Origin of the sequence: Roseobacter sp. GAI101 (genome assembly GCF_000156335.1) — a bacterium.
Lineage (GTDB): Bacteria > Pseudomonadota > Alphaproteobacteria > Rhodobacterales > Rhodobacteraceae > Sulfitobacter.
This window is the reverse complement of record NZ_DS999213.1, coordinates 2,783,907-2,807,814: the sequence shown is the minus strand read 5'-3', so window position 1 is coordinate 2,807,814 and position 23,908 is coordinate 2,783,907. Positions and strand designations below refer to the sequence as shown.

Genomic DNA, 23,908 nt, shown 5'->3' with positions numbered 1-23,908 from the left:
AAAGCCTAGCGGCATTGCGCGACCCCAGAAAGTCTGAATTCAAGCGATGCGCGCGCTATCGCCGGCTGCGTTTCACCTTGCGCTTGACCTTGTCGGTCTTGCGCTTGGCCTTGGTGGCCTTGCGTTTGGGGTTGGTCCGCCCCGCAGGCCCGCCCCGCCCCCCTTTGGGCAAGGCGTCACCCTCAAGCGTCAGCAGCTCCAGCGCGATGCCCCCCGTGACGGGCACGGCTTCGGTCAGACGTACGGTGACGCGCTGGCCAATGCTGATCATCAGACCCGTGTCAGAGCCCATCAGCGTGCCTGCTTCCTGATCAAAGTGGAAATACTCGCGCCCCAGGGACCGCATCGGAAGCAGCCCGTCAGCACCGGTTTCATCAAGCTTCACAAAGGCACCGAACCGCGCGATCCCGCTGATCCTGCCGGAAAACTCATTGCCCACACGTTCGGACAGATAGGACGCCAGATAGCGGTCCGTCGTGTCGCGTTCGGCGACCATCGACCGGCGTTCTGTGGTGGAAATATGCGCGCCGGTCTGCTCCATATCCTCGATGTCATGCGGGCTAAGACCGTCCTTGCCCCAGCCATGGGCCGTGATCAGCGCTCGGTGCACCACCAGATCGGCATAGCGCCGGATCGGAGAGGTGAAATGCGCATAAGACCGCAGCGCCAGCCCGAAATGCCCGATATGTGGAGGCCCGTAATAGGCCTGCGTCATAGACCGCAGGGTCGAGATGTTGATCAGTTCCGCATCATCGGTGCCTGCCGCATCATTCAGCAGCTTGTTCAAATGCCGCGTGTGTAGCACCTGCCCTTTGGCCAAGGTGTATCCCGATGCCTGCGCCGTCTCGCGCAGCGCATCCAGCTTTGCGGGCGACGGTTCTTCGTGAATGCGGAACAGCAGCGGCGTTTTTTTCTCAAGCAAGGTTTCGGCGGCAGCGACATTGGCCAGCACCATGAATTCCTCGATCAGCTTGTGGGCATCCAGACGGTCTTTGAAGTTGACCGATTTCACCGTGCCATCCGGGTCAAGTTCGATCCGGCGTTCGGGCAGGTCCAGCTCAAGCGGTTGCCGCTTGGCGCGCGCCTTTTTGAGGGCAGCGTAGGCGGCATACAAAGGTTCCAGCACAGGTTCAAGCAATGGCCCGGTGCGGTCATTTGGGCGGCCATCGATCGCGTCCTGGACTTCTTCGTAATGCAGGGACGCGGGTGACCGCATCAGCCCGCGGTGAAAGCGGTGGCTGATCTTTTGGCCGTCGGCATCCAGGACCATCCGCACGGCAATACAGGCACGCGGCACGCCTTCGTGCAGCGAACACAGGTCACCCGACAGACGGTCGGGCAGCATCGGCACGACACGGTCCGGGAAATACGTTGAATTCCCCCGTTTGCGCGCCTCGTGATCCAGCGCCGATCCAGGTGTGACATAAGCCGCCACATCCGCGATCGCGACCCAGATCACATGGCCACCTTCGTTTTTCGGGTCCTCGTCAGCATGGGCAAAGCACGCATCATCGTGGTCACGCGCATCAGACGGGTCGATTGTGATCAACGGCAGGTCGCGCAAATCTTCGCGGCCTTTCAGCCCGACCGGCTTTGCAGCATCGGCCTGTGCGATCACATCATCGGGAAAGGAATCGGGGATGCCGTGCTGGTGAATGGCGATCAGCGACACTGCCTTGGGGGCAGAGGGATCCCCCAGCCGGTCCACGATCCGCGCACGCGGCAAGCCCATGCGTCCCTTTGGTCCGGCCAGTTCCGCTTCGACCAATTCGCCGTCCTTGGCACCGTACATGGCATCCGCTGCGACGACCCATTCCTTGTCGCTGCCCTTGTCGATGGGCACGATACGCCCGCCCTCGGCCCTTAGACGGAAGACGCCCAGAACACGCTGCGGGTTCGCGCCGATCCGCCGGATCAGCCGCGCTTCGTAATGATGGTCTTGGGCCGTGACCAGTGTCAGCCGCGCCAAAATCCGGTCGCCCGCCCCCAAGGCCGGGTCAGAGACGCGGGGGATCACCAGAACGATAGGCTCCTTGCCCGTGCCCTGCCATTCCATCGGTTTGGCAAAAAGGTCGCCGTCATCATCCGGCCCGGTGATCTGCAAAACAGACACAGGCGGCAGACGGTCCGGGTCCTGATAGCTGCGCTTGCGCTTTTCCAGATGGCCTTCATCCTCAAGCTCTTTAAGCACACGTTTCAGATCAATGCGCGCGGCCCCCTTGATCCCGAAGGCCTTTGCGATGTCACGCTTGGCAGTCAGGGTGGGATTGGCGGCGATCCAATCTAGGATTTCTGGCTTCGAAGGTATTTTGCTCATGCCTTGTCAGGTAGCACGCGCACCACGCTTCGTCATGGGCAAATCGTCGATTGTGTCCACGTCTTGCAAGGTATCGATCTGCGCGATGCGGTGATCGGGCAAGGTTGCGATGGTATCAGCCAGCGCATGGCGGCTGGACCAACGCACATTTGCGAACAGGGTCGGTGGTACAGGGCGCGCCCGCTTGAGCCCGATCAGCCAATAGCCCCCGTCGGGCGCAGGCCCGAAAACAGCATCGTGATTGCCCAAACTGCGGAACGCATCCGCGATATGCGCCGATCTGATCCCTGGAATATCCGCCCCGATCACACACACCGGACCGGATGGGGCCGCGCGCAGCATGCGACCCATCCGGTGGCCCAGATCACCCCGTCCTTGCGGCCAGCGCGGCAGATGCGCGGGCCAGACGCGACTGGTCAAACCGGCCCTGTCCGGCGCGACCGCCAGCACCACCTGCCAGCGCGGGTCCTGCACACGCCGGATCAAAGCGCGGCTTTGATGGCGGAACCACCACGCGGCGGCTGTCATCCCCAGATCACGGCCCAGACGCGTCTTGACCCTGCCGGGACGCGGTTCCTTGACCATGATGACCAAGGTTTGCATCAAAGCGGCAGAACCATGTCGCGGTGATCAATGCCTGCATCGTCATAGACCGGCCCCTGCGCCACAAAGCCCAGCGTTTCATAGAACCCGATCGCAGACACCTGAGAGCTGAGCTTGACGAAAGCGACGCCATCCTGCTGCCGCGCCTCGTCCACGGCGGCGCGCATCAGTGCCGCGCCCAAACCTGTCCCGCGGTGGGCCGCCAGAACGCACACCCGCCCGACCTTGGCCGTGTCGCCGTTGATCTGCATCCGGGCGGTGCCGATCGGAATCTCTTTCTGCGACGCCAGAAAATGGATCGACGTACCATCAAGATCGTCGATTTCCTCTGCCTCGGGCACGCCCTGTTCCTCTATGAAAACGATGCGCCGCAGCAAATGGCAACTGGCCAGATCCTCGGTCTGCCTGATCACGAAAGTCATGCGAAATAATCCTTCAAGATGCGTGTGTAGATCGCTTTGAGCTGATGAATTTGCGCCACTTCGACGTTTTCATCCACCGCATGCATCGATTTCCCGACAAGGCCGAATTCTACCACGGGGCAGTGGTTTTTCACAAACCGCGCATCCGATGTGCCACCCGAGGTCGACAGTTCGGGCGTCACGCCAGTTTCGGCCGCGACCGCCTTGGACACCATGTCGGACAAGGCACCCGGCGGCGTGATAAAGCTTTCGCCCGAGATTTTCACATTCAGGTCAATCTGCACACCAAAGCTGTCCGCGATGGCGGCGGTCTGCGCCTCAAGCCAGTCGGTCAGGCTGGCCCCGGAATGGGTGTCATTGAAACGGATGTTGACGGTGGCGCGGCATTCAGCCGGAATGACATTTGTTGCGGGGTTGCCCGTATCAACAGTGACGATGGCCAGCGTGGAGGGATCGAAATGATCGGTACCCGCGTCCAGTTCATGCCCGGCAAGCTGGTCCATCAGCCGCATCATCGCAGGCAGCGGATTGTTGGCGCGGTGCGGATAGGCGGCATGACCCTGCTTGCCGATCACCCGGAAATGCGCGTTCAACGACCCGCGACGCCCGATCTTGATCATGTCGCCCATCTTTTCGGGGCAGGTCGGTTCACCGACAAGGCAGACATCCATACGTTCGCCCGCTTTCTCCATATACTCCAGCAGCGCGCGCGTGCCGTCGATGCCTTCGGCTTCCTCATCGCCGGTGATGGCCAGCACGATCGACCCGTCGGGGGGCGTGTCGCGCACGAAATCCACCGCTGCGGCGGCAAAGGCGGCGACGCCCGATTTCATGTCCGTCGTGCCACGGCCATACATCACGCCGTCCTTGATCTCGGCTCCGAAGGGCGCAAAGCTCCAGTCGGCCTCGTTACCGATGGGGACCACGTCGGTATGTCCGTTGAACCCAAAGCACCGCGTGTTCCCCTTGTTGCCCCAGCGTGCGAACAGGTTGCGGATCCCCCCGCGATCGGCCCAGGCGCAGTCGAACCCCGCGCCGCTTAGCAGGTCATGCAAGATATCCAACGCCCCCGCATCCGCAGGCGTGACAGAGGGGCATTGCACCAATCTGGCTGTAAGGTCGACGGGGTCTGTAGCGGGCATAAAGGGCTCCTGACGGGAAAAATTATCGGTCCCCCAACACTTGTGGCGAAAAAAGCGCGGTGCCAAGGGGGTGTGCAATGAAAACCGTACCCGTCCGGAAATTTCCATGCTAACCTAAATTTAATAATTTGACCCGAGGCAGGGCATCAGCAGGCGTGACACCGGAAAACCGGGTCCTCCGAACCATAAAAACAAAGGACCACGCGCGGGATCATTCCGTGACGGGTCACGCTGATCTGTGCTGTCTCGACCAATGTACGGGACAAGACGCATGCCAAAAGCATCAGAACTTCCTATTGAAACGATGCGCGAGGGAACAACCGCCCGTATGCTGGCGGATTCCATTTTCGGCAATGGCGTGACCGTGAACAGCGCGACCTACAGCGGCGATATCGACAGCGTCGGCACCTATTCGAACGCCGATACGCTGATGCCCGGCGTCGCCCCCGGTGACAGCGGCATCATCATGTCGACCGGAAACGCAGAGGATATCACGAACTCCAGAGGACAACCCAACAAAAGCGATGCCACATCGACCAACACCTCGGGCGTTAACAACGATCCCTTGCTGAACCTTGCCGCCGGGACCCGCACCTACGACGCATCCATTCTGGACGTCAACTTTACCCCCGATACCGATCTGATGACGATGCAATTCGTCTTTTCATCCGACGAATATCCGGAGTTCCAGAATTCTATCTATCAGGATTTCTTTGGGGTCTGGATCAACGGGCAGGAAGTGCAACTGGCCGTCGGTGATGGCGATATGGACCCGGGGAACATCAACAGCACGAATAACCTCAACATGTTCGTCGATAACACGGGTGGCGACTACAACACCGAGATGGACGGCTTTACCATCACCATGACGCTGACAATGAAAGTCATCCCGAACGTCCCGAACACAATGCGCATCGCCATCGCCGACGTGAGCGACACGGGCTATGATTCCAATCTGATGATCGCAGCGAATTCGGTGCAGTCCAGCCTGATTGCGGTCACGGATGACGTGTCGATTTATCCGGACGGGACCAAGGTGATCGACGTGCTTGGGAATGATGTCGCGTCGGATTCCAGCGTCTTGTCCATCACCCATATCAATGGGCAGCCCGCTGCCGTTGGCGCGCAAGTCCAGTTGCCGACAGGTCAGATCGTGACCCTGAACAGCGATGGCACGCTTAGCGTTGAAGGCGATGGCGACGTCGAAGACTTCAACTTTACCTATACGGTCACCGACGGCACGGACACGGATGTCGGGATGGTCTCTGCGACCTCGGTTCCGTGTTTTGTCGCGGGCACCCTGATTGCCACCCCTGACGGCGAACGCGCGGCTGAAACCCTGATGCCAGGCGATCTGGTCCTGACCCAGGATGATGGCCCGCAACCGTTGCGCTGGATCGGCAGCCGCACCGTGGCAGCCACCGGAAAATTCGCCCCCATCCACATCCGCGCGGGAACATTCGGCACGCACCGTGATCTGCTGGTATCGCCTTTGCACCGCGTGTTGATCCGCGACAGCCTTGCCGAAATCCTGTTCGGAGAGGCCGAGGTTCTGGTCGCCGCGCGCGATCTGGTCAACGACCGGTCCGTCACCCGCCGCGAGGGCGGGCAGGTCGAGTACGTCCATTTGATGTTTGACCGTCATCAGGTCGTCTTTTCAGAAGGGCTCGGAACCGAAAGCTTTCTGCCCGGCCCCCAGACGAACGACAGTTTCGAACCCGAGATCGTCGATGAGATCTGCGCGCTTTTCCCCGAAATCGACCGGGAAACCGGTATCGGCTACTCCCCCACCGCCCGCCCGGCGCTCAAGCGGTACGAGGCTGAAATCTTGCGGTCGGGCATGGTGGCCTGACCGATGACATGGCTTTCAATCGCAGACCATAACGACCGGCGGTTCTCTGTTCTCGGGCTTGGGAAAGACCAGCAGGATGCTCCCGTTTGCGGCATACAGCCCGATGATTTGCTGACCTCGGGCAGTATTATGTTCGAGACGCGACAAGCCCCGGACGGTCGGCCCCAGCTCCTTTTCGGGTATAAATCGACCTATCCGTGGCTGCGCAGCCTGACATTTCAGGCCATTCCCGGCGGCGGGATCGCCTTGGTGCAGGTGCAGGGCAGTGACATCACTCATGCCGCGATCAAACACGAGGACAGCGGCCGCAGCGATGTGCTGCGCATCACATATTCCTGGGACAGCGCCGCCAAATGGGGGTGTCTTGCCCTTGAAGAACCGGAAAACAACCGCACCGTCACGGTGCCGGTGCCCAACCCCAGACCCATCGCAATCGAAGATTTGCGCAACATGATGTTGGGCCGCGGCGATCAGACCTTTGGCCAGGACGTGATCTTTGCCGCGCTGTCGAACAAGATCGAACCGTTGGGCCCGATGCCGTCGCTGTTGCCGTCCACCCCGCTGGCCACCCCATGGGGCTATAAACCCGCGTCGCACCTGCAGCGCGGCGATACGGTGATGACCGAAGGCGCGGGCGTCGTGCCCGTGTTGCAACGCGTGTCGCGCACGGTTCCGGCGCGGGGCAGCTATGCCCCCATTCGGCTGCGTGCGCCGTATTTCGGGCTGCAACAGGATATTGTCGTCGCCCCGGACCAGCGGCTGGTCATCGACGGACCAGAGGTGGAATATCTTTTCAGCAAGGAAGCAGTGCTGATCCCCGCACGCCATCTGGTCAACGGCTTTGCCGCCTTGCAGGAAACCAGCGGCCAGACGATCACCTACACTCAACTGGTGCTGCCTGCCCATGAAACCATGCTGGCCGCCGGGACCCCTGTCGAAAGCTTGTATATCGGGCGCTTACGCCGTCAGCCGGTGCAGTTGGCCAGCAGTGTCCTGGCCGGCGAAGACCGGAATTTGCTGCCGGAACATGGCCAGCCCGCGCATTCGGTTCTGAAATGGTTCGAGGCAATCACCCTCGCCAGTCGTCGCGCGGCCTGACGGGAAACCCTAGTCGAAGAACGGAGTCATCTGGGCGATGATCACCGAATTCTCGTCCAGGGCGCGGGCCATCAAAGCGCGCTCTTCGTCGTCGATCTCGTGACCCTCGGCTTCGCGTTCGGCCAAGGTGCCATATCCGGTGACATCCAGCGGATTGGTATCCGCCTGCTTCAGGATCGCGACGGTTTCACGCACGGCCTCTGCCTCATCTATGCCAGAGGCAAAGCACATCAGCGCAGCGCCGGTCGCCTTGTCCGGCAGGCCGTCGCCTTCTTTGCGGCCAATTTCGACCAGCAAGGTATAGACCTGCTGGCGGGACGGTTTTTTGGTTTTCTTCTGGTCAGACATAAAAAGGGCCACCGCATTGAGATGCGGCAGCCCTATCGTGTTCTTCACGCTCTGGAAAGGGTCAGGTGCGACCGCGAACCAGACGGGTAACCCAGATCAGCAAACATGCACCGATCACGCCCACGACAAGCTGGCCAATCCAGCCGCCCAGCGTCGCGCCGACGATTGCGACCAGCAGGAAGTTTGCCACGACTGCACCGATGATCCCCAAGATGATGTTCATGATCAGACCCATGTCAGATTTCATGATCTTTTCAGCGATCCATCCTGCCAAACCACCTACGATAATTGCTGCGAACCAACCCAGACCTGTCATTTTACATTCTCCATAATGCTTGTTTCACTAAGAGAACTCACAAGTCTGTGAGAAAGTTCCTTAGTCGCGCAGCAATTCGTTAATCGACGTTTTGGACCGGGTTTTTTCATCCACGCGCTTTACGATCACGGCACAATAAAGGTTAACGCCGTTCTTCGATGGCATGGACCCTGCCACGACCACCGACCCTGCAGGCACTTCGCCATACATGACTTCGCCGGTGTCACGATCAAGGATCTTGGTGGATTGCCCGATGAACACGCCCATGCCCAAAACGGACCCTTCGCGCACGATGCAGCCTTCAACCACTTCGGACCGCGCCCCGATAAAACAGTTGTCTTCAATGATGGTCGGCCCGGCCTGCATCGGTTCCAGCACGCCGCCAATGCCGACGCCGCCGGACAGGTGGACGTTCTTGCCGATCTGCGCACAGGATCCGACAGTCGCCCAAGTATCAACCATCGTGCCGCTGTCGACATAGGCACCGATGTTGACGAAGGACGGCATCAACACCACGCCCGGCGCAATATAGGCCGACTTGCGCACGACGCAGTTCGGCACAGCACGGAAACCGGCGGTCTTCCATTCGTCGTCACCCCAGCCCTTGAACTTGCTGTCGACCTTGTCCCACCAACCGGCACCTTGCGGACCACCTGTCTGATGCTCCATGTCCTTGATCCGAAAGCCCAGCAGAACCGCTTTTTTCGCCCATTGGTTTACATGCCAGTCACCGCTCTCGGTCTTTTCGGCCACGCGCAGTTTGCCGCTGTCCAGCGCGGCCAACGTCGCCTCGATCGCGTCGCGGGTTTCGCCTGTGGTTGCAGAGGTAATCGTATCGCGGGCTTCCCACGCGGCTTCGATGGCGGTTTCAAGTTGGGCGTTGGACATAAGGTAGCTCCGGGTTGAGAAGGTCAGGTGTTGCCAATGCCTATACAGTTGTGATGGTTTGCGCGCAATCACAACGCCTGCCGTGGTCATTGCCGAAAAACGCGGGCATGTTGCCCCTACATTGAAGACCGGAGATTTTAATGATTGAAAAACCCCGCCACCCTTTGCGGGGCGCTGTTTCAGACCGCGCCAAAGCCAAAGACGTACCCGACACGCCCCAAACGCGCGCGCCGGCCTACCGCCTTGCGTTCACAGACGAGGATTTCATGGGGCTGGACGCGCTGCGCCCGGTGCGCTTGCAGCTGGAACTGCTCAAGCCCGAGATGGGGTTGGACGCTCACGGCATCACATCGACGATCGTGCTTTTCGGCGGGGCGCGCATTCCCGAGCCCGCCAACAAGGACAAGGCGCGGACCAAAACGCTGGCAGAACTGTCGCATTTCTATGATGAGGCCCGCGAATTTGCGCGGCTGATGACACTGAAATCGATGGAGAGCGGAGGCCACGATAATGTCATCGTCACAGGCGGCGGCCCCGGCGTGATGGAAGCAGGCAATCGCGGTGCCGCGGATGCAGGCGGGGAATCCATCGGATTGAACATCGTATTGCCGTTCGAACAGGCACCAAACGAATATGTCACGCCGGAATTATGCTTTAACTTCCACTATTTCGGGATCCGCAAAATGCATTTCCTGATGCGGGCGCGAGCGGTATGTGTCTTTCCGGGGGGCTTTGGCACCCTGGACGAAACATTCGAGGCGCTGACCTTGATCCAGACCGGGCGCATGTCACGGGTGCCGTTCCTGCTGTTTGGCCGGGCATTCTGGGAAAAGATCATCAACTGGGATGCGCTTGCCGATGCGGGCACGATTTCGGCCGAGGATCTCGACTTGTTCCAATTTGTCGAAACTGCCGCCGAAGCGGTCCACCTGATCGAAACCTGGGAAACGGCCCCTGCAAGAGACGCGGTGCCCGGCAGGTAGGTATTCTATCCGGGAATCAGGCGCAAAGCTCGGGTGGTAGAACGCAGACTTTGACATGATGGGGCAAGGTTTCCAGAACTGTACCCTGATCGGTGTCGCGCAGGCTGTAGCCATAGCCGGCCAAACGGTGCTGCCATTCGCGCAGGGACAGGGCCGATTGGCGTTCACGGGTGACGAGGGCAAGCACCTCGGCTGTGACGAAAGCGTCGGTTTTTATGATGACAGACATTGGGTTTCCTTCAGATTGATATCCTTATGGAAACAATGTCTTGCGCGATGATGTCTTAAATTATGCTGAACTGTGGCGAAGACTGGGTCATTTCGCGGTGTAGCTGCCTAATTTGGCCCTACTGATCAAATGCCTGAAGCTGCGTTGTCTTCCGCATCTTTCGCGCATGAGGATGCCCCGGACCAACCGGCCGTCCGTCATGCCCGCCGATCCTGCCATAGCCTGCAGGACGCGCGGCATAATTTCTGAAACCCATGGTGACCTAAATCACCGCAGGCTTCAGCGTTGTGGTTAAAGTGGCGTTAAAGGCCGGCGTCCGCCTCGATCTGCTTGCGGGACTTGCGCGCCCGCTCTGTGGCCGATTTCAACTGACCACAGGCCGCCATGATATCTTCCCCGCGCGGCTTGCGCACCGGGGACGCATAGCCCGCCTTGTAGATGATCTCGGAAAACGCCCGGATGCGGTTGTTCGACGATCGCGTATAAGGCGCGCCGGGCCATTCATTGAACGGGATCAGGTTGATCTTGGCCGGGATACCGCGGATCAATTCGATCAGCCGGTACGCGTCTGCATCGCTGTCGTTCACGCCGTTCAGCATCACATACTCAAAGGTGATCCTCTCAGAATTGCTCACCTTGGGATAGCTGCGCAGCGCCTCGATCAGCTCTGCGATATTCCAGCGCTTGTTGATCGGCACCAGCTTGTCCCGCACCTCGTCCGTGGTGGCGTGGAACGACACTGCCAGCTGGCACCCGATTTCCTCGGCTGTCCGCGCAATTTCCGGCACGACGCCCGAGGTCGACAATGTAATGCGCCGCCGCGACAGCTGGATGCCTTCGGGGTCCATCGCGATCTTCATCGCATCGCGCACATTTTCGAAGTTGTACAAGGGTTCGCCCATGCCCATCAGGACAATGTTCGACAACAAGCGTGGCGCTTCGGTGATCGTGCCGGGGACCGGCCATTCGTCCAGATCGTCCCGCGCCACCATGACCTGACCGATGATCTCGGCCGCTGTCAGATTGCGCACCAGCTTCTGCGTGCCCGTATGACAGAACGAACATGTCAACGTGCACCCGACCTGAGAGCTGACGCACAATGTGCCACGCCCGTCTTCGGGGATATAGACAACTTCGACTTCGTGCCCACCGGCAATGCGCACCAGATATTTGCGCGTGCCATCCTCGGAAACCTGCTTGGTCACGACCTCGGGCACCTCGATCACGAACTTCTCGGCCAGTTCGGCGCGAAACGCCTTGGACAGATTGGTCATCTCCGCGAAATCGCGGGTGCCCCACTGATAGATCCACTGCCAGATCTGGCCGACCCGCATCTTAGCCTGCTTTTCCGGCGTACCTTGCGCAATCAACACCTCGCGCATGGCGTCACGGGTCAGGCCAACCAAGTTCATCGGCCCGTCCGGCAACTTGCGCGGGAGGGTCATGACATCTTGGGTAATCGGCGCGGTCGCAGACATGGGATTCTCCAGAAGTGAGGTATTTGATCGCCCTATATAGGCATTCTGTCACGAATCAAAAGGAAAGCCTGATAAACAAGCGCGCCTTTTAATCATCGCAGTCGCCGTGGAACATCGAACCGGCACGATTCAGCCTTACCGGAAATCACGGAAACCGGCCAACGCGCTGTCAGACGGTCCAGGTAACCTACAATGGCCGCCGCCTATCCCTAACCGCCACAGCGCTTTGCCGCATCTTCGACGGCAGCGGTGAAACCCAGCAGGGAAAACGTATCTTTCGTTTGCGTGCCCCGGCCAGACCGGGCGGTCAGCACCGCATCTGCACCGCGCTTCATTGCCGTTATGATCTTGTTGTCATCATCCGCCGACGCGGGCCACGCCCATTCACCGTCGGTGAACAGTTCGTAACTGTCGCCGCTGATGTTCATGTTGACGGTCGACCCCGATGCAAAGGGATAGCCACCGGTAAAGGCCACCTGCCCCTTGGCACCCGCGCTTGGACGATAGAACACCATCAAAAGGGTTTGCCCCCGGTTCACGGCAACAACACGCCCGTCCCGGGAGTTCACCGAATTCTTGGGGGTCGATACCCCCCAGCATTCAGTCGGATTATCTTCGACGAAAACGCTCCAATCGGTCTGTGCCGCAACACGATTCGTGCTTTGCGCCTGTGCCCAGGCACCGGTGGCGGCGAAACTTGCCATTGCCAAGATCAAACCGGTCTTCTTAAAATTCATCATTTACCCAGGCCTCCAGCCGCCATAAACCTCAACATAAATACAGTTCCTCTGGCGGCCCTTCGAAAGACGCTCTTTTATAGGAACTGTTCTTCTTTCGCCAACAAGCATATTAACGCGAAACAGGCGACCGACGAAACCCTGATTGGCAGGAATTCGCCCACAGATAGGATGAAATATGACAGCAGCAGCCCCCTTCGCAGAGATTTGGCGTGGTCCGTTCCTGGAAAGCGTTCATTCCGGCCATGCGGTGGTCTGCGATGACACGGGTCAAATCCTTCATGCATGGGGCGATCCCGAAGCGGTCATCCTGCCCCGGTCGTCTGCCAAGATGATCCAGGCTCTCCCGCTCTTGCGGTCGGGTGCTGCCGATGCCTTTGGCCTCAAGCCCCAGCATCTGGCGCTGGCCTGCGCATCCCACCAGGCTGCAGCCCTTCACACGTGGCTGGTCGGCGACTGGCTTGAAACGATGGGGCTGACGGATGAGGATTTTCGCTGCGGCACGGCCGAACCCGGCGACGACGCAGCCCGCAACGCTCTGATCTGCGCACATGAAAAGCCGTGCCAGGTCCACCATGAATGCTCTGGCAAACACGCGGGCTTTCTGACGGTCAACAAACACCTCGGCGGCGGGCCGGACTACGAAAAGCCGGATCATCCCGTGCAAAAAGCCTGCCTTGACGCTTTTGAACAAATCACCGGCCTCACCTCCCCCGGCTACGGCATCGATGGCTGTTCGGTCCCGAACTTCGCGACGACGCTGCACGGCATGGCCCGCGCGATGGCGCATTTCGCTGCCGCCCCCGACGGCTCTGCCGAAGCGCGCCTGCATCAGGCCATGCGCCTCCACCCGGAACTCGTCGCGGGCGAAACCCGTGCCTGCACCAACCTGATGCGCGCCATGAATGGCAAGGTTGCCGTGAAAACCGGGGCCGAAGGGTTCTTCATCGCGATCCTGCCCGAGCTAAAAATCGGCGTCGCCCTGAAAGCTGCCTGTGGCACGAAACGCGCCGCCGAATGCGCCATCGTCTCGATTCTCGTGAAACTCGGCGCGATTGATCCGAACCACCCGCAGGCTCTTAAATACCGCAACGCCCCGATCGAAAACCGCCGGGGTATCATCACGGGAACGCTCAAACCCGCTGCCACCTTCGCCTGAGGAAAGCACAACGCAGTCTTTCCAAATGGCTCAAAATCCCGGGGTATGGGGCAGCGCCCCATGCACCCCTCGATCTCAGACTACGAATTCGTCTTTTGCGTATCCCTGCACGAACAATAGCGCTGTCAGATCGCCAAAATTGATCCGTACATCGCACTCCGCCGCGACCGCAGGCTTGGCGTGCAGCGCAACCCCCATACCGGCGCGGTGCAACATGCCAAGATCATTGGCCCCGTCCCCCACCGCGATCACATCATCCTCGGCCAATCCCAAACGCGCGGTGATGTCTTCCAGGGCGTCGACCTTGGCTTGCTTGCCTAAAATCGGGTTCGTCACATGCCCGGTCAGCTTGCCACCCTCGGCCAACAGTGTGTTGGCGCGGTTCTCGTCAAACCCCAATGCGTCGGCCACTGACGTCGTGAACGCCGTGAACCCGCCAGACACCAGCGCCGCATAGGCCCCGTTTGCCTTCATCGTCGCCAACAAGGCCTTGCCCCCCGGCATGAAGGTGATCCTCTGCGCCAGCACCCGCCCGATCACGGCCTCGTCCAACCCCTCAAGCAGCCCGACACGTTCGCGCAAGGCTCCCTCGAAATCCAGCTCACCATTCATCGCCCGTGCGGTGATATCCTTGACCCGTGCGCCCACGCCCGCCTCATCTGCCAATTCGTCGATACATTCCTGCTGGATCATGGTGCTGTCCATATCGGCAAGCAGCATCTTCTTGCGCCGCCCTTCCGACGGGACGATGATCAGATCGACGCCCATGCCCTGACATTCCGCCCAGACATCCCACCGGTTGCCGGGCATCCGCGACATGTCAAAACTCGCGGCCTCGTCAGGGGCCAGCCAAACCGCATCGCCGCCACCCCATGCATTGCGCAAACTATCGACCAACGCAGCCTCCAGCTTTGGTCTTTCAGGCGAGGTTAACAAAGTCACACTATGCATCGTCGAGTTTCCGATCCGCGTCAGAGCTGTCGTAAAAAGCCAATCAAGCGGCGTTCTAGCGATATTTTCCGGCTTGTGCCAGACCGCGTGCACCTCTAGATGCAGCGGTGGGACACCCTTCCCCAACGAAGGGCGCTTATCTGAAAGGGTAGCATAATGGCTATTGAACTTCCGGCCACGCGGCCGGCTAATCCGCGTTTTTCCTCCGGCCCCTGCGCCAAACCCCCCGCATATGATCTGACCAAGCTTGCAAGCGCGCCATTGGGCCGCAGCCACCGTGCTGCACCGGGCAAAGCCAAGCTGCTTGCCGCGATCGAGACAACGCGCGAGGTTCTCGGCGTTCCTGCGGATTACAAGATCGGCATCGTGCCCGCATCCGACACAGGTGCCTACGAGATGGCCATGTGGACCATGCTGGGCGAACGCCCCGCAGAAATGGTCGCCTGGGAATCGTTCGGCGCTGGCTGGGTCACCGATGCGGTCAAACAGCTGAAAATCGAACATACCGTCCACACTGCCGACTACGGCCAGATCGTGGATATGGCGTCGCTCAACTATGACAACGACGTCTGCTTTACCTGGAACGGCACCACATCGGGCGTGCGCGTTCCCACCGGTGACGTGATCCCCGCCGATCGCAAGGGCCTGACCCTGTGCGACGCGACCTCTGCCGCTTTTGCGATGGACCTGCCCTGGGACAAGCTGGATGTGACCACCTTCAGCTGGCAGAAAGTGCTCGGCGGCGAAGCGGCGCATGGCATGCTGATCCTCAGCCCGCGTGCGGTAGAGCGGTTGGAAAACTACACGCCTGCATGGCCCCTGCCCAAGATTTTCCGCCTTACCAAAGGTGGCAAACTGATCGACGGCATCTTCAAGGGTGAAACCATCAACACGCCTTCCATGCTGTGTGTCGAAGATTACCTGCTGGCGCTGGACTGGGCCAAATCCGTCGGTGGTCTGCAAGGCCTGATCGGCCGTGCCGATGCGAATACCGCCGCGATTGCCAAATTTGTAGAAGACCACGACTGGATTGATTTCCTCGCCACCGATCCTGCGACACGGTCCAACACGTCTGTGTGTCTGAAGTTCACAGATGACCGCATTACGGACGGCGCGGCCTTTGCCAAAGCCGTTGCCAAGCGCCTTGCCGACGAAGATGTCGCCTTGGACGTTGGTGCCTACCGCGATGCCCCTCCGGGCCTGCGAATCTGGTGCGGCGGTACAGTTGAAACCTCGGATATCGAGGCGATGCTGCCGTGGCTTGCCTGGGCCTTCGAGTCCGAAATCAACGCTTAATTCCGGGTTCCCCACCCAGCGGCAACCGTAGGGTGGGTGTCCAACCCACGCCCCCCTTCTATCCAAAAAAGGAGCGCCCAACATGGCCCCCAAAGTTCTTATTTCCGACAGCCTGTCCGAAGCTGCCGTTCAAATCTTCAAAGACCGTGGCATCGACGTCGATTTTCAGCCCAACCTGGGCAAGGACAAGGAAAAGCTGGCCGCCATCATCGGCGACTACGACGGCCTTGCAATCCGCTCGGCCACCAAGGTGACCGAAACGATCCTCGCGAATGCGACCAACCTCAAGGTTATTGGCCGCGCAGGTATCGGCACGGACAACATCGACAAGGACGCCGCCTCGAAAAAAGGTGTGATCGTCATGAACACGCCTTTCGGCAACATGATCACCACTGCCGAACACGCCATCGCGATGATGTTCGCGGTTGCGCGCCAGATCCCCGAAGCGTCTGCATCGACCCACGCTGGCAAATGGGAAAAGTCCAAGTTCATGGGTGTTGAACTGACCGGCAAGACCCTTGGCGTCATCGGCGCGGGCAACATCGGTGGCATCGTGTGCGACCGTGCGCGCGGCCTGAAGATGAAAGTCGTCGCCTACGATCCCTTCCTGGGCGAAGAAAAGGCCAAGAAGATGGGCGTCGAAAAGGTCGAGCTTGACGAATTGCTGGCCCGCGCTGATTTCATCACGCTGCACGTCCCCTACACAGATCAGACCGCCAACATCCTGTCCAAGGAAGCCCTGGCCAAGACCAAGAAAGGCGTGCGTATCATCAACTGTGCCCGCGGTGGCCTGGTCGACGAAGAAGCGCTGGCCGAAGCGTTGAAATCCGGCCATGTCGCCGGTGCTGCCTTTGACGTGTTCAAGGAAGAGCCCGCAACCGAGAACCCGCTGTTCGGCCTGCCAAACGTCGTCTGCACGCCGCACCTTGGTGCCGCAACGACCGAAGCACAGGAAAACGTAGCGCTTCAGGTCGCAGAACAGATGTCCGATTACTTGCTGACAGGTGCTGTTTCCAACGCCCTGAACATGCCGTCGGTTACGGCGGAAGAAGCCAAGGTCATGGGGCCATGGATCACACTGTCCGGCCACCTTGGTGCGTTCATCGGCCAGATGACGGACGAGCCGATCAAGGCGATCAACATCCTGTACGATGGCCAGGTCTCTGAAATGAACCTGAACGCGCTGAACTGTGCGGTTGTTGCAGGGATCATGAAGCGCGCAAACCCTGATGTTAACATGGTCAGCGCACCTGTGGTTGCACGTGAAAAAGGCATCCAGATCAGCACCACGAACCAGGACAAATCCGGCGTGTTCGACGGCTATGTCAAGGTGACTGTCGTGACGGAAAAGCGTGAACGCTCAATCGCGGGCACCGTGTTCTCGGACGGGAAGCCACGTTTTATCCAGATCAAGGGCATCAACATCGACGCCGAAATCGGCGCGCACATGCTGTACACCACCAACGAAGATGTCCCCGGCATCATCGGGACATTGGGCCAGACACTTGGTGCCAACGGTGTGAACATCGCGAACTTTACCTTGGGCCGCTCGGTTGCCAAGGGCGAGGCGATCGCGTTGCTGTATATCGACGATGTACTGCCAGCGACAGCCATCAAGCAACTGCAAGACACCGGACTGTTCACCCAAGTCAAAGAGCTTGAATTCGACGTCTCCTAAAAGCACGCTCCAGAACCTGAAAAGCGCCTCCACCGTGGGGCGCTTTTTTTTGCTTGGCACCCGGCCCGCCTGCCCTGATATTGCAGCAGGACCTCAATCCTGGGACAGTGAAAATAGACCTGCCATAAGGGCCATGAACATTCCCGTAAAGTTCAAACCTTCTCTTCCTACGGAAGCAGAATTCCCTTGGGTCCTTCGGGATTACTGCGGGCCGGGCTTTCCCTTTTCAGATGGTTCAGCCAAGATGTAACTGACCAAACAGAAGGCCCGTTCATGTCCACACCCATCTACGCCATCGGCGATATCCACGGCCAGCTCGAGGATCTGCACCGCGTTCTGGGGCTGATCGAAACCGACGGCGGCAAGGATGCCCGGATCGTGTTTCTGGGTGATTACGTCGATCGTGGCCCCGACAGTAAAGGCGTCGTCGATCTGCTGATGACCGGCATTGCTGACGGGCGCAACTGGACGGCGATCCGTGGCAACCATGACCGCTACTTTACCCGCTTTCTGGACGATCAGACGGTGTACGATCCGGCCACGCGCGCCGATCTGTTCTGGATGAACCCGCGCCTTGGCGGTGACAAAACCTTGCTATCTTACGGCGTCACCGGACAAGACGGCGCGCCCGTCGGTCCAATTCACAAGGCCGCGCTCCAGGCGGTCCCGCAGTCGCATCGCGACTTTCTCGCCAACCTGCCGAACATCCACACGACCGAACATCTGATTTTCGTCCATGCCGGCCTGCGCAAAGGTATCGCGCTCCAGAACCAGATCGAAGACGATCTGATCTGGATTCGCAGCGACTGGCTGACCCAACCCCATGACTTCGGCCGTATCGTCGTGCACGGGCACACCACCGTCGATTACCCCGAACACCATGGCTACCGGATCAATCTGGATGCCGGTGCCGGTTACTTCAAACCGCTACAGGCCGCCGTCTTCGAAGGTCAGGATGCCCACGTAATCACGGACAAAGGGCGGATTCCGCTCCGCCCCTGACATCATTCCAAATGGTACCAAATCCCGGGGGAGTCCCGGCATAGCCGGGACGGGGGCTGGCCCCCTAAACCCCGGTCCAGTCCAGCACGACCTTGCCCGACAACCCCGATTTCATCGCAGCAAAACCCTGTTCGAAATCATCCGCGCCAAAGCGGTGCGTGATGATCCCCGAAACGTCCAGACCATTTTCAAGCATGGCGATCATCTTGTACCAGGTCTCGAAAATCTCGCGGCCGTAGACCCCCTTGATCGTGATCGCCTTGAACACGATGCGTGACCAATCCACCGCAGACTTGCCCGGCGGAATGCCCAGCATCGCAATCCGGCCGCCCATGGTCATTGCCTCGACCATCTGATCCAGCGCGGCCTGATTGCCGGACATCTCCATGCCGACGTCAAAGCCCTGTTTCATCTTGAGCCTTGCAATCACGTCGGCCAGATCCTCTTTGGCGACGTTCACCGGCACGACATCGGCCACCTTTTCAGCCAGCGCCAGACGCGCGGGGTTCACGTCGGTGATCGCGACATGGCGCGCACCGACATGGCGCGCGACCGCTGCTGCCATAATGCCGATCGGCCCTGCGCCCGTGATCAACACATCTTCACCGACCAGATCAAAGCTCAATGCCGTGTGGACCGCATTCCCCAACGGATCAAGGATCGCACCGATATCGTCGGACACCTCGTCCGGCAACGGCACCACGTTGAAGGCGGGCAGGCGCAGATATTGCGCAAAGGCCCCCTGTTCATTCACGCCGATCCCCCGCGTGGCAGGATCAAGGTGAAACTTGCCCGACCGCGATTGCCGCGACGTCTTCCCGATCAAATGCCCCTCGCCAGAGCACCGCTGACCGATGCTCAAATCTGTCACGTTCCGGCCCAGCTCCACAATCTCTCCGGCGAATTCATGGCCGGTGATCAACGGCACGGGCACCGTCTTTTGCGCCCAATCATCCCAGTTCCAGATGTGGATGTCTGTCCCGCAGATGCCAGTCTTGTTGATCTTGATCAGCACGTCATCCGGCCCGATTTCAGGCACCGGTGCGCGGGTCATCCAAAGACCTTCGCGCGGCTCAGACTTGCACAGCGCCTTCATCTGGTTGCTCATGACACCACACCACAGGCTTCGCCCGCCACCTTGAACGCCGCAAGGGCACGGTCCAGCTCGGCGCGGGTCAGGGCCGCGTTCATCTGCGTTCTGATCCGGGCCTGCCCCCTTGGGACCACCGGATAGAAAAACCCGCTGACAAACACGCCTTCTTCAAAAAGCTTTGCAGCCATGTCCTGCGCAAGCTGGGCATCCCCTAACATCACCGGAATAATCGGATGCTCCCCCGGCAGCAGATCGAAACCCATCTGCGTCAGCCCATCGCGCCAATAGCGCGCATTTTCAAACAGTTGCGTGCGCAGATCGTCGCCTTGTTCGACCAGTTCCAACGCCTTTATGCCCGCCATCACGATCGAGGGCGGCAAGGAATTCGAGAACAGGTAGGGCCGCGCCCGCTGGCGCAAAAGATCAATCACCGCCTGCGGCCCGGCGATATAGCCGCCGATCGCACCGCCAAGGGCCTTACCAAGGGTTCCGGTCAGGATGTCTACATCGACACCGAAATGTGCAGGCGTACCGGCCCCTTTCGGCCCCATGAAACCGGTGGCGTGGCAATCGTCGACCATCACCAAAGCTTCGTATTTCTGGGCAAGTGCCGCGATTTCCGGCAGATTCGCCAAGGTGCCATCCATGCTGAACACGCCATCGGTCGCGATCATGATGAACCGCGCGCCTTCTTCGCGGGCAAGCTTCAGCTGCCCTTCCAGATCGGCCATGTCGGACGTGGCGTACCGATACCGCTTGGCTTTGCACAGGCGGATGCCGTCAATGATCGAGGCATGGTTCAGACTGTCCGACACAATCGCGTCGTCAGGTCCGAAAAGCGGCTCGAACAGGCCGCCATTGGCGTCAAAACAGGCGGCGAACAGGATCGAATCGTCCTTGCCCAGAAACTTCGCCAGTTTCTGCTCAAGCTCGCGGTGGATGTCCTGTGTCCCGCAAATAAAGCGGACGGACGCCATGCCGAACCCTTTGGGCTCCATCGCATCCCGTGCTGCCGCGATCAGATCAGGGTGATCGGCAAGCCCCAGATAGTTGTTGGCGCATAGGTTGATCACCTTGCGGCCCCCGACGGTGATCTCCCCGCCTTGGGGCGAGGTGATCATCCGCTCGCGTTTCATCATGCCCTCTGCTTCGATCTCGCTGAGCATGGTCGTGATATGGTCAAGATAGGCATGGGTCATGTTGAGGCTCCTTTTAAGAGCCTTCTAACATACTGGACGCCCATCCGAAATAGGGGATTTCCTAGATAGCGGAATTTTTCTTGTATCTCGGAATTTGGTGGTCAGGCATCCTGGACGACCAGAAAAGCACGCACTGCACCGTCTTTTGCCGAAATCGCATGGGGGACGTCTGCCGGATACCGCGCTGTGTCGCCCGTCTGGATCGTGCTTGACGATTCACCGCTGCGCAGCTCAACGCTGCCTTCGATCACCGTTAGATGTTCACGTGCGCCACGTGTGTGGGGCAGGCTTTCCAGACTGCCGCCCGGTTCGATCAGCAGCTCGTAAACCTCGTGCTTCCCGGCTTCTTCCGGGGGGGACAGAATACGAATGTGGCAGCCGGAGCCCAGATTATGGATCGTCGGCACCTCGCCCGCGCGCAGCACTTCGATTTCGGCAGGACGCTGCCCACCGTCCAAAAGCCCTGCGAAATCCACCTGCAAGGCGCGGGTCAGGTTCCAGAGGGTCGCGATTGTGGGGCTGCTTTCACCACGTTCGATCTGGCTGACCATGGAGCGGGACACGCCGGAGAGTTTCGCAACAGCATCAAGGCTGAGCCCTTGCGCGGCCCGTGCTGCCTTGAGGCGGCGGGGCAGTTGGTTCAAAATAGCGTCTGGATCATCCGTCATAGTGGATAAGTGCGCATCCGCCCTGCGCGCTGTCAATGGGGGCCGGTTCTATTTGCGGCAACGCCGGGGGTTTTGCACCCCCGGACCCCCGCAGGATATTTGATAGCCAGAGAAGCAGAGGGTCAGGTTAGAAATTCAATGGCTGCCATCATGCTGACCGCAGCACCGGCACCCGCAATCGCGGCCAGGAAAATCCAACGCTTGAATCCCGTTCTCGAAATCTTGATCTCGTTGTTTTGGCGGAGGAGCGCGGATTCGACCAAGCCGGGCAGGCGCGGGCCGAAGCGCGCAAGGACGCGCGCTGTGCTTGTGAGGTCACGAATGACCGCTTTGGGACCGATCGACTTCGAGATATAGTCCGTCACGATCGGGCTTGAAACCTGCCAGATGTTGATATGGGGGTTGAGGGACCGTGCGACCCCTTCCACCACCACCATCGTCCGTTGTAGCAAGATCAGTTCGGTCCGCGTTTCCATGCCGAAGCGTTCCGTTACCTCGAACAGATAGGTGAGCAGACGGGCCATCGAGATCCGCGTGGCGTCCATTCCGAAAATCGGCTCTCCGACGGCGCGCAAGGCGCGGGCGAATTCATCTACGTCCTTGTCTGCGGGAACATATCCGGCCTCGAAATGCACCTCGGCGACCCGTTTGTAATCCTTGCGGATGAAGCCGAACAAAATCTCGGCGTAGACGCGGCGGGTATATTCGTCGATGTGGCCCATGATGCCGAAATCATAGGCGATGATATTGCCGTTCGGCGCGACCTTGAGGTTTCCCTGATGCATGTCTGCGTGAAAATATCCGTCGCGCAGGGCGTGGTTCAGGAACAGTTGCAACACACGGTCGCCGAGCGCCACGCGGTCGTGGCCAGCCGCGTCAATCGCCGCATTGTCGCCCATGGGCACGCCGTCGGCCCATTCCAGCGTCATCACCCGGCGGGCTGAATATTCCCATTTGATCGCAGGCAATTCAAACCCGGCATCGTCTTTCGTGTTCGCCGCAAATTCAGAGGCGGCCGAGGATTCGAGCCGCAGATCCAGTTCACCGCGCACCACACCGTCGAAATGTTCGATCACCTCCATCGGGCGCAGGCGGCGCGATCCCGGAGAGAACAGTTCGACCATGCGGGCGGCCAGATAGAAAGCGTCGACATCCTTGCGGAACGCTTTTTCGATTCCGGGGCGGAGGACCTTGACGGCGACGTCTTCGCCGGTTTCTGCGATCGTGGCGCGGTGCACCTGCGCAATGGAGGCCGCGGCGACAGGTTCGCTGAAGTCGGAAAATATCGCATCAACAGGCAGGCCAAGCTCTTTCTCGACCTCGGCTTTTGCCTGCTCGATCGAAAATGGGGGCAGCTTGTCTTGCAACACGCGCAATTGCACCGCCAGTTCGTCGCCCACCACATCCGGACGGGTCGACAGGACCTGACCGAACTTGATGTATGCGGGGCCAAGGGCCGTCAACGCGCGGGTCGCGGGCGGCATCGATGGATCACCCGCGTAGCCCAGAAACTTGAACGGTTTCCCAAGCGCCTTAGCGACAAAGCGCAGGGCGGGCGTCGCGTCGAAGGCGTCCAGCACGACGTTCATCGCGCCCGTCCGTTCCAGCGTGGCACCGGTGCGGACAAGCCGCCAAATATTGTGAGGTCCGCGCATTCTAGATTTTCCACCCGGAATGCAGCGCCGCGACACCCATCGTCAGATTGCGATATTTCGCCTGCTCGAACCCGGCGGTTTTGACCATCCCCAAAAATGTTTCCTGATCAGGAAAGTTACGAATGGATTCAACAAGGTACTGATAGCTGTCCCGATCATTTGCGATCAGCTTTCCCATGCGGGGGATGACGTTGAAGCTATAGAGATCGTAGGCTTTTTGCATCATCGGGTTGGGCAATTGGCTGAATTCCAGCACCATCAGACGCCCGCCCGGGCGCAGCACGCGGTATGCCTCGTTCAACGCCTCCTGGGGGCGAGTGACGTTGCGAATGCCAAAGCTGATTGTGTAGACGTCAAAGGTGTTATCCTCGAACGGCAACGCCATCGCGTCGCCCACGACCCAATCAAGGCTGTCTACCATGGCCGCCGCTTCGGCGCGTTTGCGGCCCTCGACCAGCATGGGTTCTGTCAGATCCAGCACCGTGGCGTGGCCTGATCCTGCACGTTCAAGGAATTTGAACGACACATCGCCCGTGCCCCCCGCCACATCCAGCAGCTTTTGACCGGGACGCGGGGCCAGCCAATCCATCATCGCTTCTTTCCAGATGCGGTGGATGCCGACGCTCATCACATCGTTCATCACGTCGTATTTGCTGGCAACAGAGTTAAAGACACCCTGCACACGCCCGGCTTTGTCGCCTTCGGCCACGGTTTCAAATCCGAAGTGGGTGGTTTTGTCGCTATCGTTTGTCATGGGGTCTTGTGGTCCTTTGATCTGCACCCTTGTTATAGGA

The 23,908-nt window shown here is 59.6% G+C and carries 23 protein-coding genes; 7 read left to right on the top strand and 16 right to left on the bottom strand.

The window, feature by feature from the left end; translation table 11 throughout:
• Positions 1 to 55: 55 nt before the first annotated feature.
• From rnr to dapE, 4 genes are read right to left on the bottom strand one after another with little or no spacing between them, the layout of a single operon-like run.
• Positions 56 to 2,317: a ribonuclease R gene (gene rnr / locus RGAI101_RS13055; protein WP_008226452.1), complete on the bottom strand. Its 2,262-nt coding sequence runs from the start codon at positions 2,315 to 2,317 to the stop codon at positions 56 to 58.
• A gap of 6 nt (positions 2,318 to 2,323) precedes the next feature.
• A complete protein-coding gene (locus tag RGAI101_RS13050) occupies positions 2,324 to 2,923 on the bottom strand; it encodes a TIGR04282 family arsenosugar biosynthesis glycosyltransferase (RefSeq protein ID WP_037228220.1) in 600 nt (199 codons plus the stop codon).
• Positions 2,920 to 3,342: a GNAT family N-acetyltransferase gene (locus RGAI101_RS13045; protein ID WP_008228329.1), complete on the bottom strand. Its 423-nt coding sequence runs from the start codon at positions 3,340 to 3,342 to the stop codon at positions 2,920 to 2,922. The genes RGAI101_RS13050 and RGAI101_RS13045 overlap by 4 nt, the downstream gene beginning before the upstream one ends.
• The gene (gene dapE / locus RGAI101_RS13040; RefSeq protein WP_037228218.1) at positions 3,339 to 4,484 is read right to left on the bottom strand and encodes a succinyl-diaminopimelate desuccinylase; all 1,146 of its coding nucleotides are present in this window, start codon (positions 4,482 to 4,484) and stop codon (positions 3,339 to 3,341) included. Before dapE ends, RGAI101_RS13045 begins: the two co-directional genes overlap by 4 nt.
• Positions 4,485 to 4,755: 271 nt before the next feature.
• Here dapE and RGAI101_RS13035 point away from each other — a divergent pair, with 271 nt between their 5' ends.
• Complete coding sequence (locus RGAI101_RS13035) at positions 4,756 to 6,336, top strand: Hint domain-containing protein (RefSeq protein WP_037228214.1); 1,581 nt, start codon at positions 4,756 to 4,758, stop codon at positions 6,334 to 6,336.
• Positions 6,337 to 6,339: 3 nt separating this feature from the next.
• Positions 6,340 to 7,434: a Hint domain-containing protein gene (locus tag RGAI101_RS13030; RefSeq protein ID WP_008225897.1), complete on the top strand. Its 1,095-nt coding sequence runs from the start codon at positions 6,340 to 6,342 to the stop codon at positions 7,432 to 7,434.
• A gap of 9 nt (positions 7,435 to 7,443) precedes the next feature.
• Here RGAI101_RS13030 and RGAI101_RS13025 read toward each other — a convergent pair whose 3' ends face one another.
• From RGAI101_RS13025 to dapD, 3 genes are all read right to left on the bottom strand, one after another.
• Positions 7,444 to 7,782, bottom strand: coding sequence for a hypothetical protein (locus tag RGAI101_RS13025; protein WP_037229574.1), 339 nt, complete (start codon positions 7,780 to 7,782; stop codon positions 7,444 to 7,446).
• A 61-nt stretch (positions 7,783 to 7,843) separates the two neighbouring features.
• Positions 7,844 to 8,098: a GlsB/YeaQ/YmgE family stress response membrane protein gene (locus RGAI101_RS13020; protein WP_008228385.1), complete on the bottom strand. Its 255-nt coding sequence runs from the start codon at positions 8,096 to 8,098 to the stop codon at positions 7,844 to 7,846.
• Positions 8,099 to 8,158: 60 nt separating this feature from the next.
• A complete protein-coding gene (gene dapD / locus RGAI101_RS13015; protein WP_037228212.1) occupies positions 8,159 to 8,986 on the bottom strand; it encodes a 2,3,4,5-tetrahydropyridine-2,6-dicarboxylate N-succinyltransferase in 828 nt (275 codons plus the stop codon).
• Between the two features lie 140 nt (positions 8,987 to 9,126).
• Here dapD and RGAI101_RS13010 point away from each other — a divergent pair, with 140 nt between their 5' ends.
• A complete protein-coding gene (locus tag RGAI101_RS13010; RefSeq protein ID WP_008225430.1) occupies positions 9,127 to 9,969 on the top strand; it encodes an LOG family protein in 843 nt (280 codons plus the stop codon).
• A gap of 16 nt (positions 9,970 to 9,985) precedes the next feature.
• On the opposite strand, the gene RGAI101_RS13005 is transcribed toward RGAI101_RS13010, so the two are convergent.
• The 3 genes from RGAI101_RS13005 to RGAI101_RS12995 form a co-directional block, all read right to left on the bottom strand.
• The gene (locus tag RGAI101_RS13005) at positions 9,986 to 10,198 is read right to left on the bottom strand and encodes a hypothetical protein (RefSeq protein WP_008225718.1); all 213 of its coding nucleotides are present in this window, start codon (positions 10,196 to 10,198) and stop codon (positions 9,986 to 9,988) included.
• A 302-nt stretch (positions 10,199 to 10,500) separates the two neighbouring features.
• The gene (rlmN, locus tag RGAI101_RS13000) at positions 10,501 to 11,676 is read right to left on the bottom strand and encodes a 23S rRNA (adenine(2503)-C(2))-methyltransferase RlmN (RefSeq protein ID WP_008226745.1); all 1,176 of its coding nucleotides are present in this window, start codon (positions 11,674 to 11,676) and stop codon (positions 10,501 to 10,503) included.
• A gap of 209 nt (positions 11,677 to 11,885) precedes the next feature.
• Positions 11,886 to 12,416: an invasion associated locus B family protein gene (locus tag RGAI101_RS12995; RefSeq protein ID WP_008225732.1), complete on the bottom strand. Its 531-nt coding sequence runs from the start codon at positions 12,414 to 12,416 to the stop codon at positions 11,886 to 11,888.
• Between the two features lie 175 nt (positions 12,417 to 12,591).
• Here RGAI101_RS12995 and RGAI101_RS12990 point away from each other — a divergent pair, with 175 nt between their 5' ends.
• The gene (locus tag RGAI101_RS12990) at positions 12,592 to 13,572 is read left to right on the top strand and encodes an asparaginase (protein ID WP_008228212.1); all 981 of its coding nucleotides are present in this window, start codon (positions 12,592 to 12,594) and stop codon (positions 13,570 to 13,572) included.
• Positions 13,573 to 13,647: 75 nt separating this feature from the next.
• Here RGAI101_RS12990 and serB read toward each other — a convergent pair whose 3' ends face one another.
• A complete protein-coding gene (serB, locus tag RGAI101_RS12985) occupies positions 13,648 to 14,523 on the bottom strand; it encodes a phosphoserine phosphatase SerB (protein ID WP_037229571.1) in 876 nt (291 codons plus the stop codon).
• Positions 14,524 to 14,679: 156 nt separating this feature from the next.
• Between serB and RGAI101_RS12980 the strand changes: the two genes are divergently transcribed.
• The 3 genes from RGAI101_RS12980 to RGAI101_RS12970 all read left to right on the top strand — a co-directional run bounded on the left by RGAI101_RS12980 (position 14,680) and on the right by RGAI101_RS12970 (position 18,499).
• Entirely contained in the window at positions 14,680 to 15,819 is a 1,140-nt protein-coding gene (locus RGAI101_RS12980) for a phosphoserine transaminase (protein ID WP_008226279.1), read from the top strand.
• A gap of 82 nt (positions 15,820 to 15,901) precedes the next feature.
• Positions 15,902 to 17,497 carry a phosphoglycerate dehydrogenase gene (gene serA, locus RGAI101_RS12975; protein WP_008225703.1) on the top strand — a complete coding sequence of 532 codons (1,596 nt, stop codon included), beginning with the start codon at positions 15,902 to 15,904 and terminating at the stop codon, positions 17,495 to 17,497.
• 273 nt (positions 17,498 to 17,770) lie between these two features.
• Complete coding sequence (locus RGAI101_RS12970; RefSeq protein ID WP_008228982.1) at positions 17,771 to 18,499, top strand: metallophosphoesterase family protein; 729 nt, start codon at positions 17,771 to 17,773, stop codon at positions 18,497 to 18,499.
• 64 nt (positions 18,500 to 18,563) lie between these two features.
• Here the strand turns inward: RGAI101_RS12970 and tdh are convergent, their stop codons facing one another.
• The 5 genes from tdh to ubiE all read right to left on the bottom strand — a co-directional run bounded on the left by tdh (position 18,564) and on the right by ubiE (position 23,868).
• Positions 18,564 to 19,607, bottom strand: a complete 1,044-nt coding sequence (tdh, locus tag RGAI101_RS12965; protein WP_008225622.1) for an L-threonine 3-dehydrogenase — start codon at positions 19,605 to 19,607, stop codon at positions 18,564 to 18,566.
• Positions 19,604 to 20,791, bottom strand: coding sequence for a glycine C-acetyltransferase (locus RGAI101_RS12960; protein ID WP_008228088.1), 1,188 nt, complete (start codon positions 20,789 to 20,791; stop codon positions 19,604 to 19,606). The genes tdh and RGAI101_RS12960 overlap by 4 nt, the downstream gene beginning before the upstream one ends.
• Positions 20,792 to 20,892: 101 nt before the next feature.
• Positions 20,893 to 21,459: a helix-turn-helix domain-containing protein gene (locus tag RGAI101_RS12955; RefSeq protein ID WP_008229054.1), complete on the bottom strand. Its 567-nt coding sequence runs from the start codon at positions 21,457 to 21,459 to the stop codon at positions 20,893 to 20,895.
• A 122-nt stretch (positions 21,460 to 21,581) separates the two neighbouring features.
• Positions 21,582 to 23,114: a 2-polyprenylphenol 6-hydroxylase gene (ubiB, locus tag RGAI101_RS12950; RefSeq protein ID WP_008226253.1), complete on the bottom strand. Its 1,533-nt coding sequence runs from the start codon at positions 23,112 to 23,114 to the stop codon at positions 21,582 to 21,584.
• Position 23,115: 1 nt separating this feature from the next.
• Positions 23,116 to 23,868: a bifunctional demethylmenaquinone methyltransferase/2-methoxy-6-polyprenyl-1,4-benzoquinol methylase UbiE gene (ubiE, locus tag RGAI101_RS12945; RefSeq protein ID WP_037228206.1), complete on the bottom strand. Its 753-nt coding sequence runs from the start codon at positions 23,866 to 23,868 to the stop codon at positions 23,116 to 23,118.
• Positions 23,869 to 23,908: the final 40 nt, after the last annotated feature.

What these genes read in the sequence shown, in the direction of transcription:
- rnr (WP_008226452.1), bottom strand. Translation starts at nt 2,317, where the DNA reads ATGAGCAAAATACCTTCGAAGCCAGAAATCCTAGATTGGATCGCCGCC.
- RGAI101_RS13045 (WP_008228329.1), bottom strand. Translation starts at nt 3,342, where the DNA reads ATGACTTTCGTGATCAGGCAGACCGAGGATCTGGCCAGTTGCCATTTG.
- dapE (WP_037228218.1), bottom strand. Translation starts at nt 4,484, where the DNA reads ATGCCCGCTACAGACCCCGTCGACCTTACAGCCAGATTGGTGCAATGC.
- RGAI101_RS13035 (WP_037228214.1), top strand. Translation starts at nt 4,756, where the DNA reads ATGCCAAAAGCATCAGAACTTCCTATTGAAACGATGCGCGAGGGAACA.
- RGAI101_RS13030 (WP_008225897.1), top strand. Translation starts at nt 6,340, where the DNA reads ATGACATGGCTTTCAATCGCAGACCATAACGACCGGCGGTTCTCTGTT.
- RGAI101_RS13025 (WP_037229574.1), bottom strand. Translation starts at nt 7,782, where the DNA reads ATGTCTGACCAGAAGAAAACCAAAAAACCGTCCCGCCAGCAGGTCTAT.
- RGAI101_RS13020 (WP_008228385.1), bottom strand. Translation starts at nt 8,098, where the DNA reads ATGACAGGTCTGGGTTGGTTCGCAGCAATTATCGTAGGTGGTTTGGCA.
- dapD (WP_037228212.1), bottom strand. Translation starts at nt 8,986, where the DNA reads ATGTCCAACGCCCAACTTGAAACCGCCATCGAAGCCGCGTGGGAAGCC.
- RGAI101_RS13010 (WP_008225430.1), top strand. Translation starts at nt 9,127, where the DNA reads ATGATTGAAAAACCCCGCCACCCTTTGCGGGGCGCTGTTTCAGACCGC.
- RGAI101_RS13005 (WP_008225718.1), bottom strand. Translation starts at nt 10,198, where the DNA reads ATGTCTGTCATCATAAAAACCGACGCTTTCGTCACAGCCGAGGTGCTT.
- rlmN (WP_008226745.1), bottom strand. Translation starts at nt 11,676, where the DNA reads ATGTCTGCGACCGCGCCGATTACCCAAGATGTCATGACCCTCCCGCGC.
- RGAI101_RS12995 (WP_008225732.1), bottom strand. Translation starts at nt 12,416, where the DNA reads ATGATGAATTTTAAGAAGACCGGTTTGATCTTGGCAATGGCAAGTTTC.
- RGAI101_RS12990 (WP_008228212.1), top strand. Translation starts at nt 12,592, where the DNA reads ATGACAGCAGCAGCCCCCTTCGCAGAGATTTGGCGTGGTCCGTTCCTG.
- serB (WP_037229571.1), bottom strand. Translation starts at nt 14,523, where the DNA reads ATGCATAGTGTGACTTTGTTAACCTCGCCTGAAAGACCAAAGCTGGAG.
- RGAI101_RS12980 (WP_008226279.1), top strand. Translation starts at nt 14,680, where the DNA reads ATGGCTATTGAACTTCCGGCCACGCGGCCGGCTAATCCGCGTTTTTCC.
- serA (WP_008225703.1), top strand. Translation starts at nt 15,902, where the DNA reads ATGGCCCCCAAAGTTCTTATTTCCGACAGCCTGTCCGAAGCTGCCGTT.
- RGAI101_RS12970 (WP_008228982.1), top strand. Translation starts at nt 17,771, where the DNA reads ATGTCCACACCCATCTACGCCATCGGCGATATCCACGGCCAGCTCGAG.
- tdh (WP_008225622.1), bottom strand. Translation starts at nt 19,607, where the DNA reads ATGAGCAACCAGATGAAGGCGCTGTGCAAGTCTGAGCCGCGCGAAGGT.
- RGAI101_RS12960 (WP_008228088.1), bottom strand. Translation starts at nt 20,791, where the DNA reads ATGACCCATGCCTATCTTGACCATATCACGACCATGCTCAGCGAGATC.
- RGAI101_RS12955 (WP_008229054.1), bottom strand. Translation starts at nt 21,459, where the DNA reads ATGACGGATGATCCAGACGCTATTTTGAACCAACTGCCCCGCCGCCTC.
- ubiB (WP_008226253.1), bottom strand. Translation starts at nt 23,114, where the DNA reads ATGCGCGGACCTCACAATATTTGGCGGCTTGTCCGCACCGGTGCCACG.
- ubiE (WP_037228206.1), bottom strand. Translation starts at nt 23,868, where the DNA reads ATGACAAACGATAGCGACAAAACCACCCACTTCGGATTTGAAACCGTG.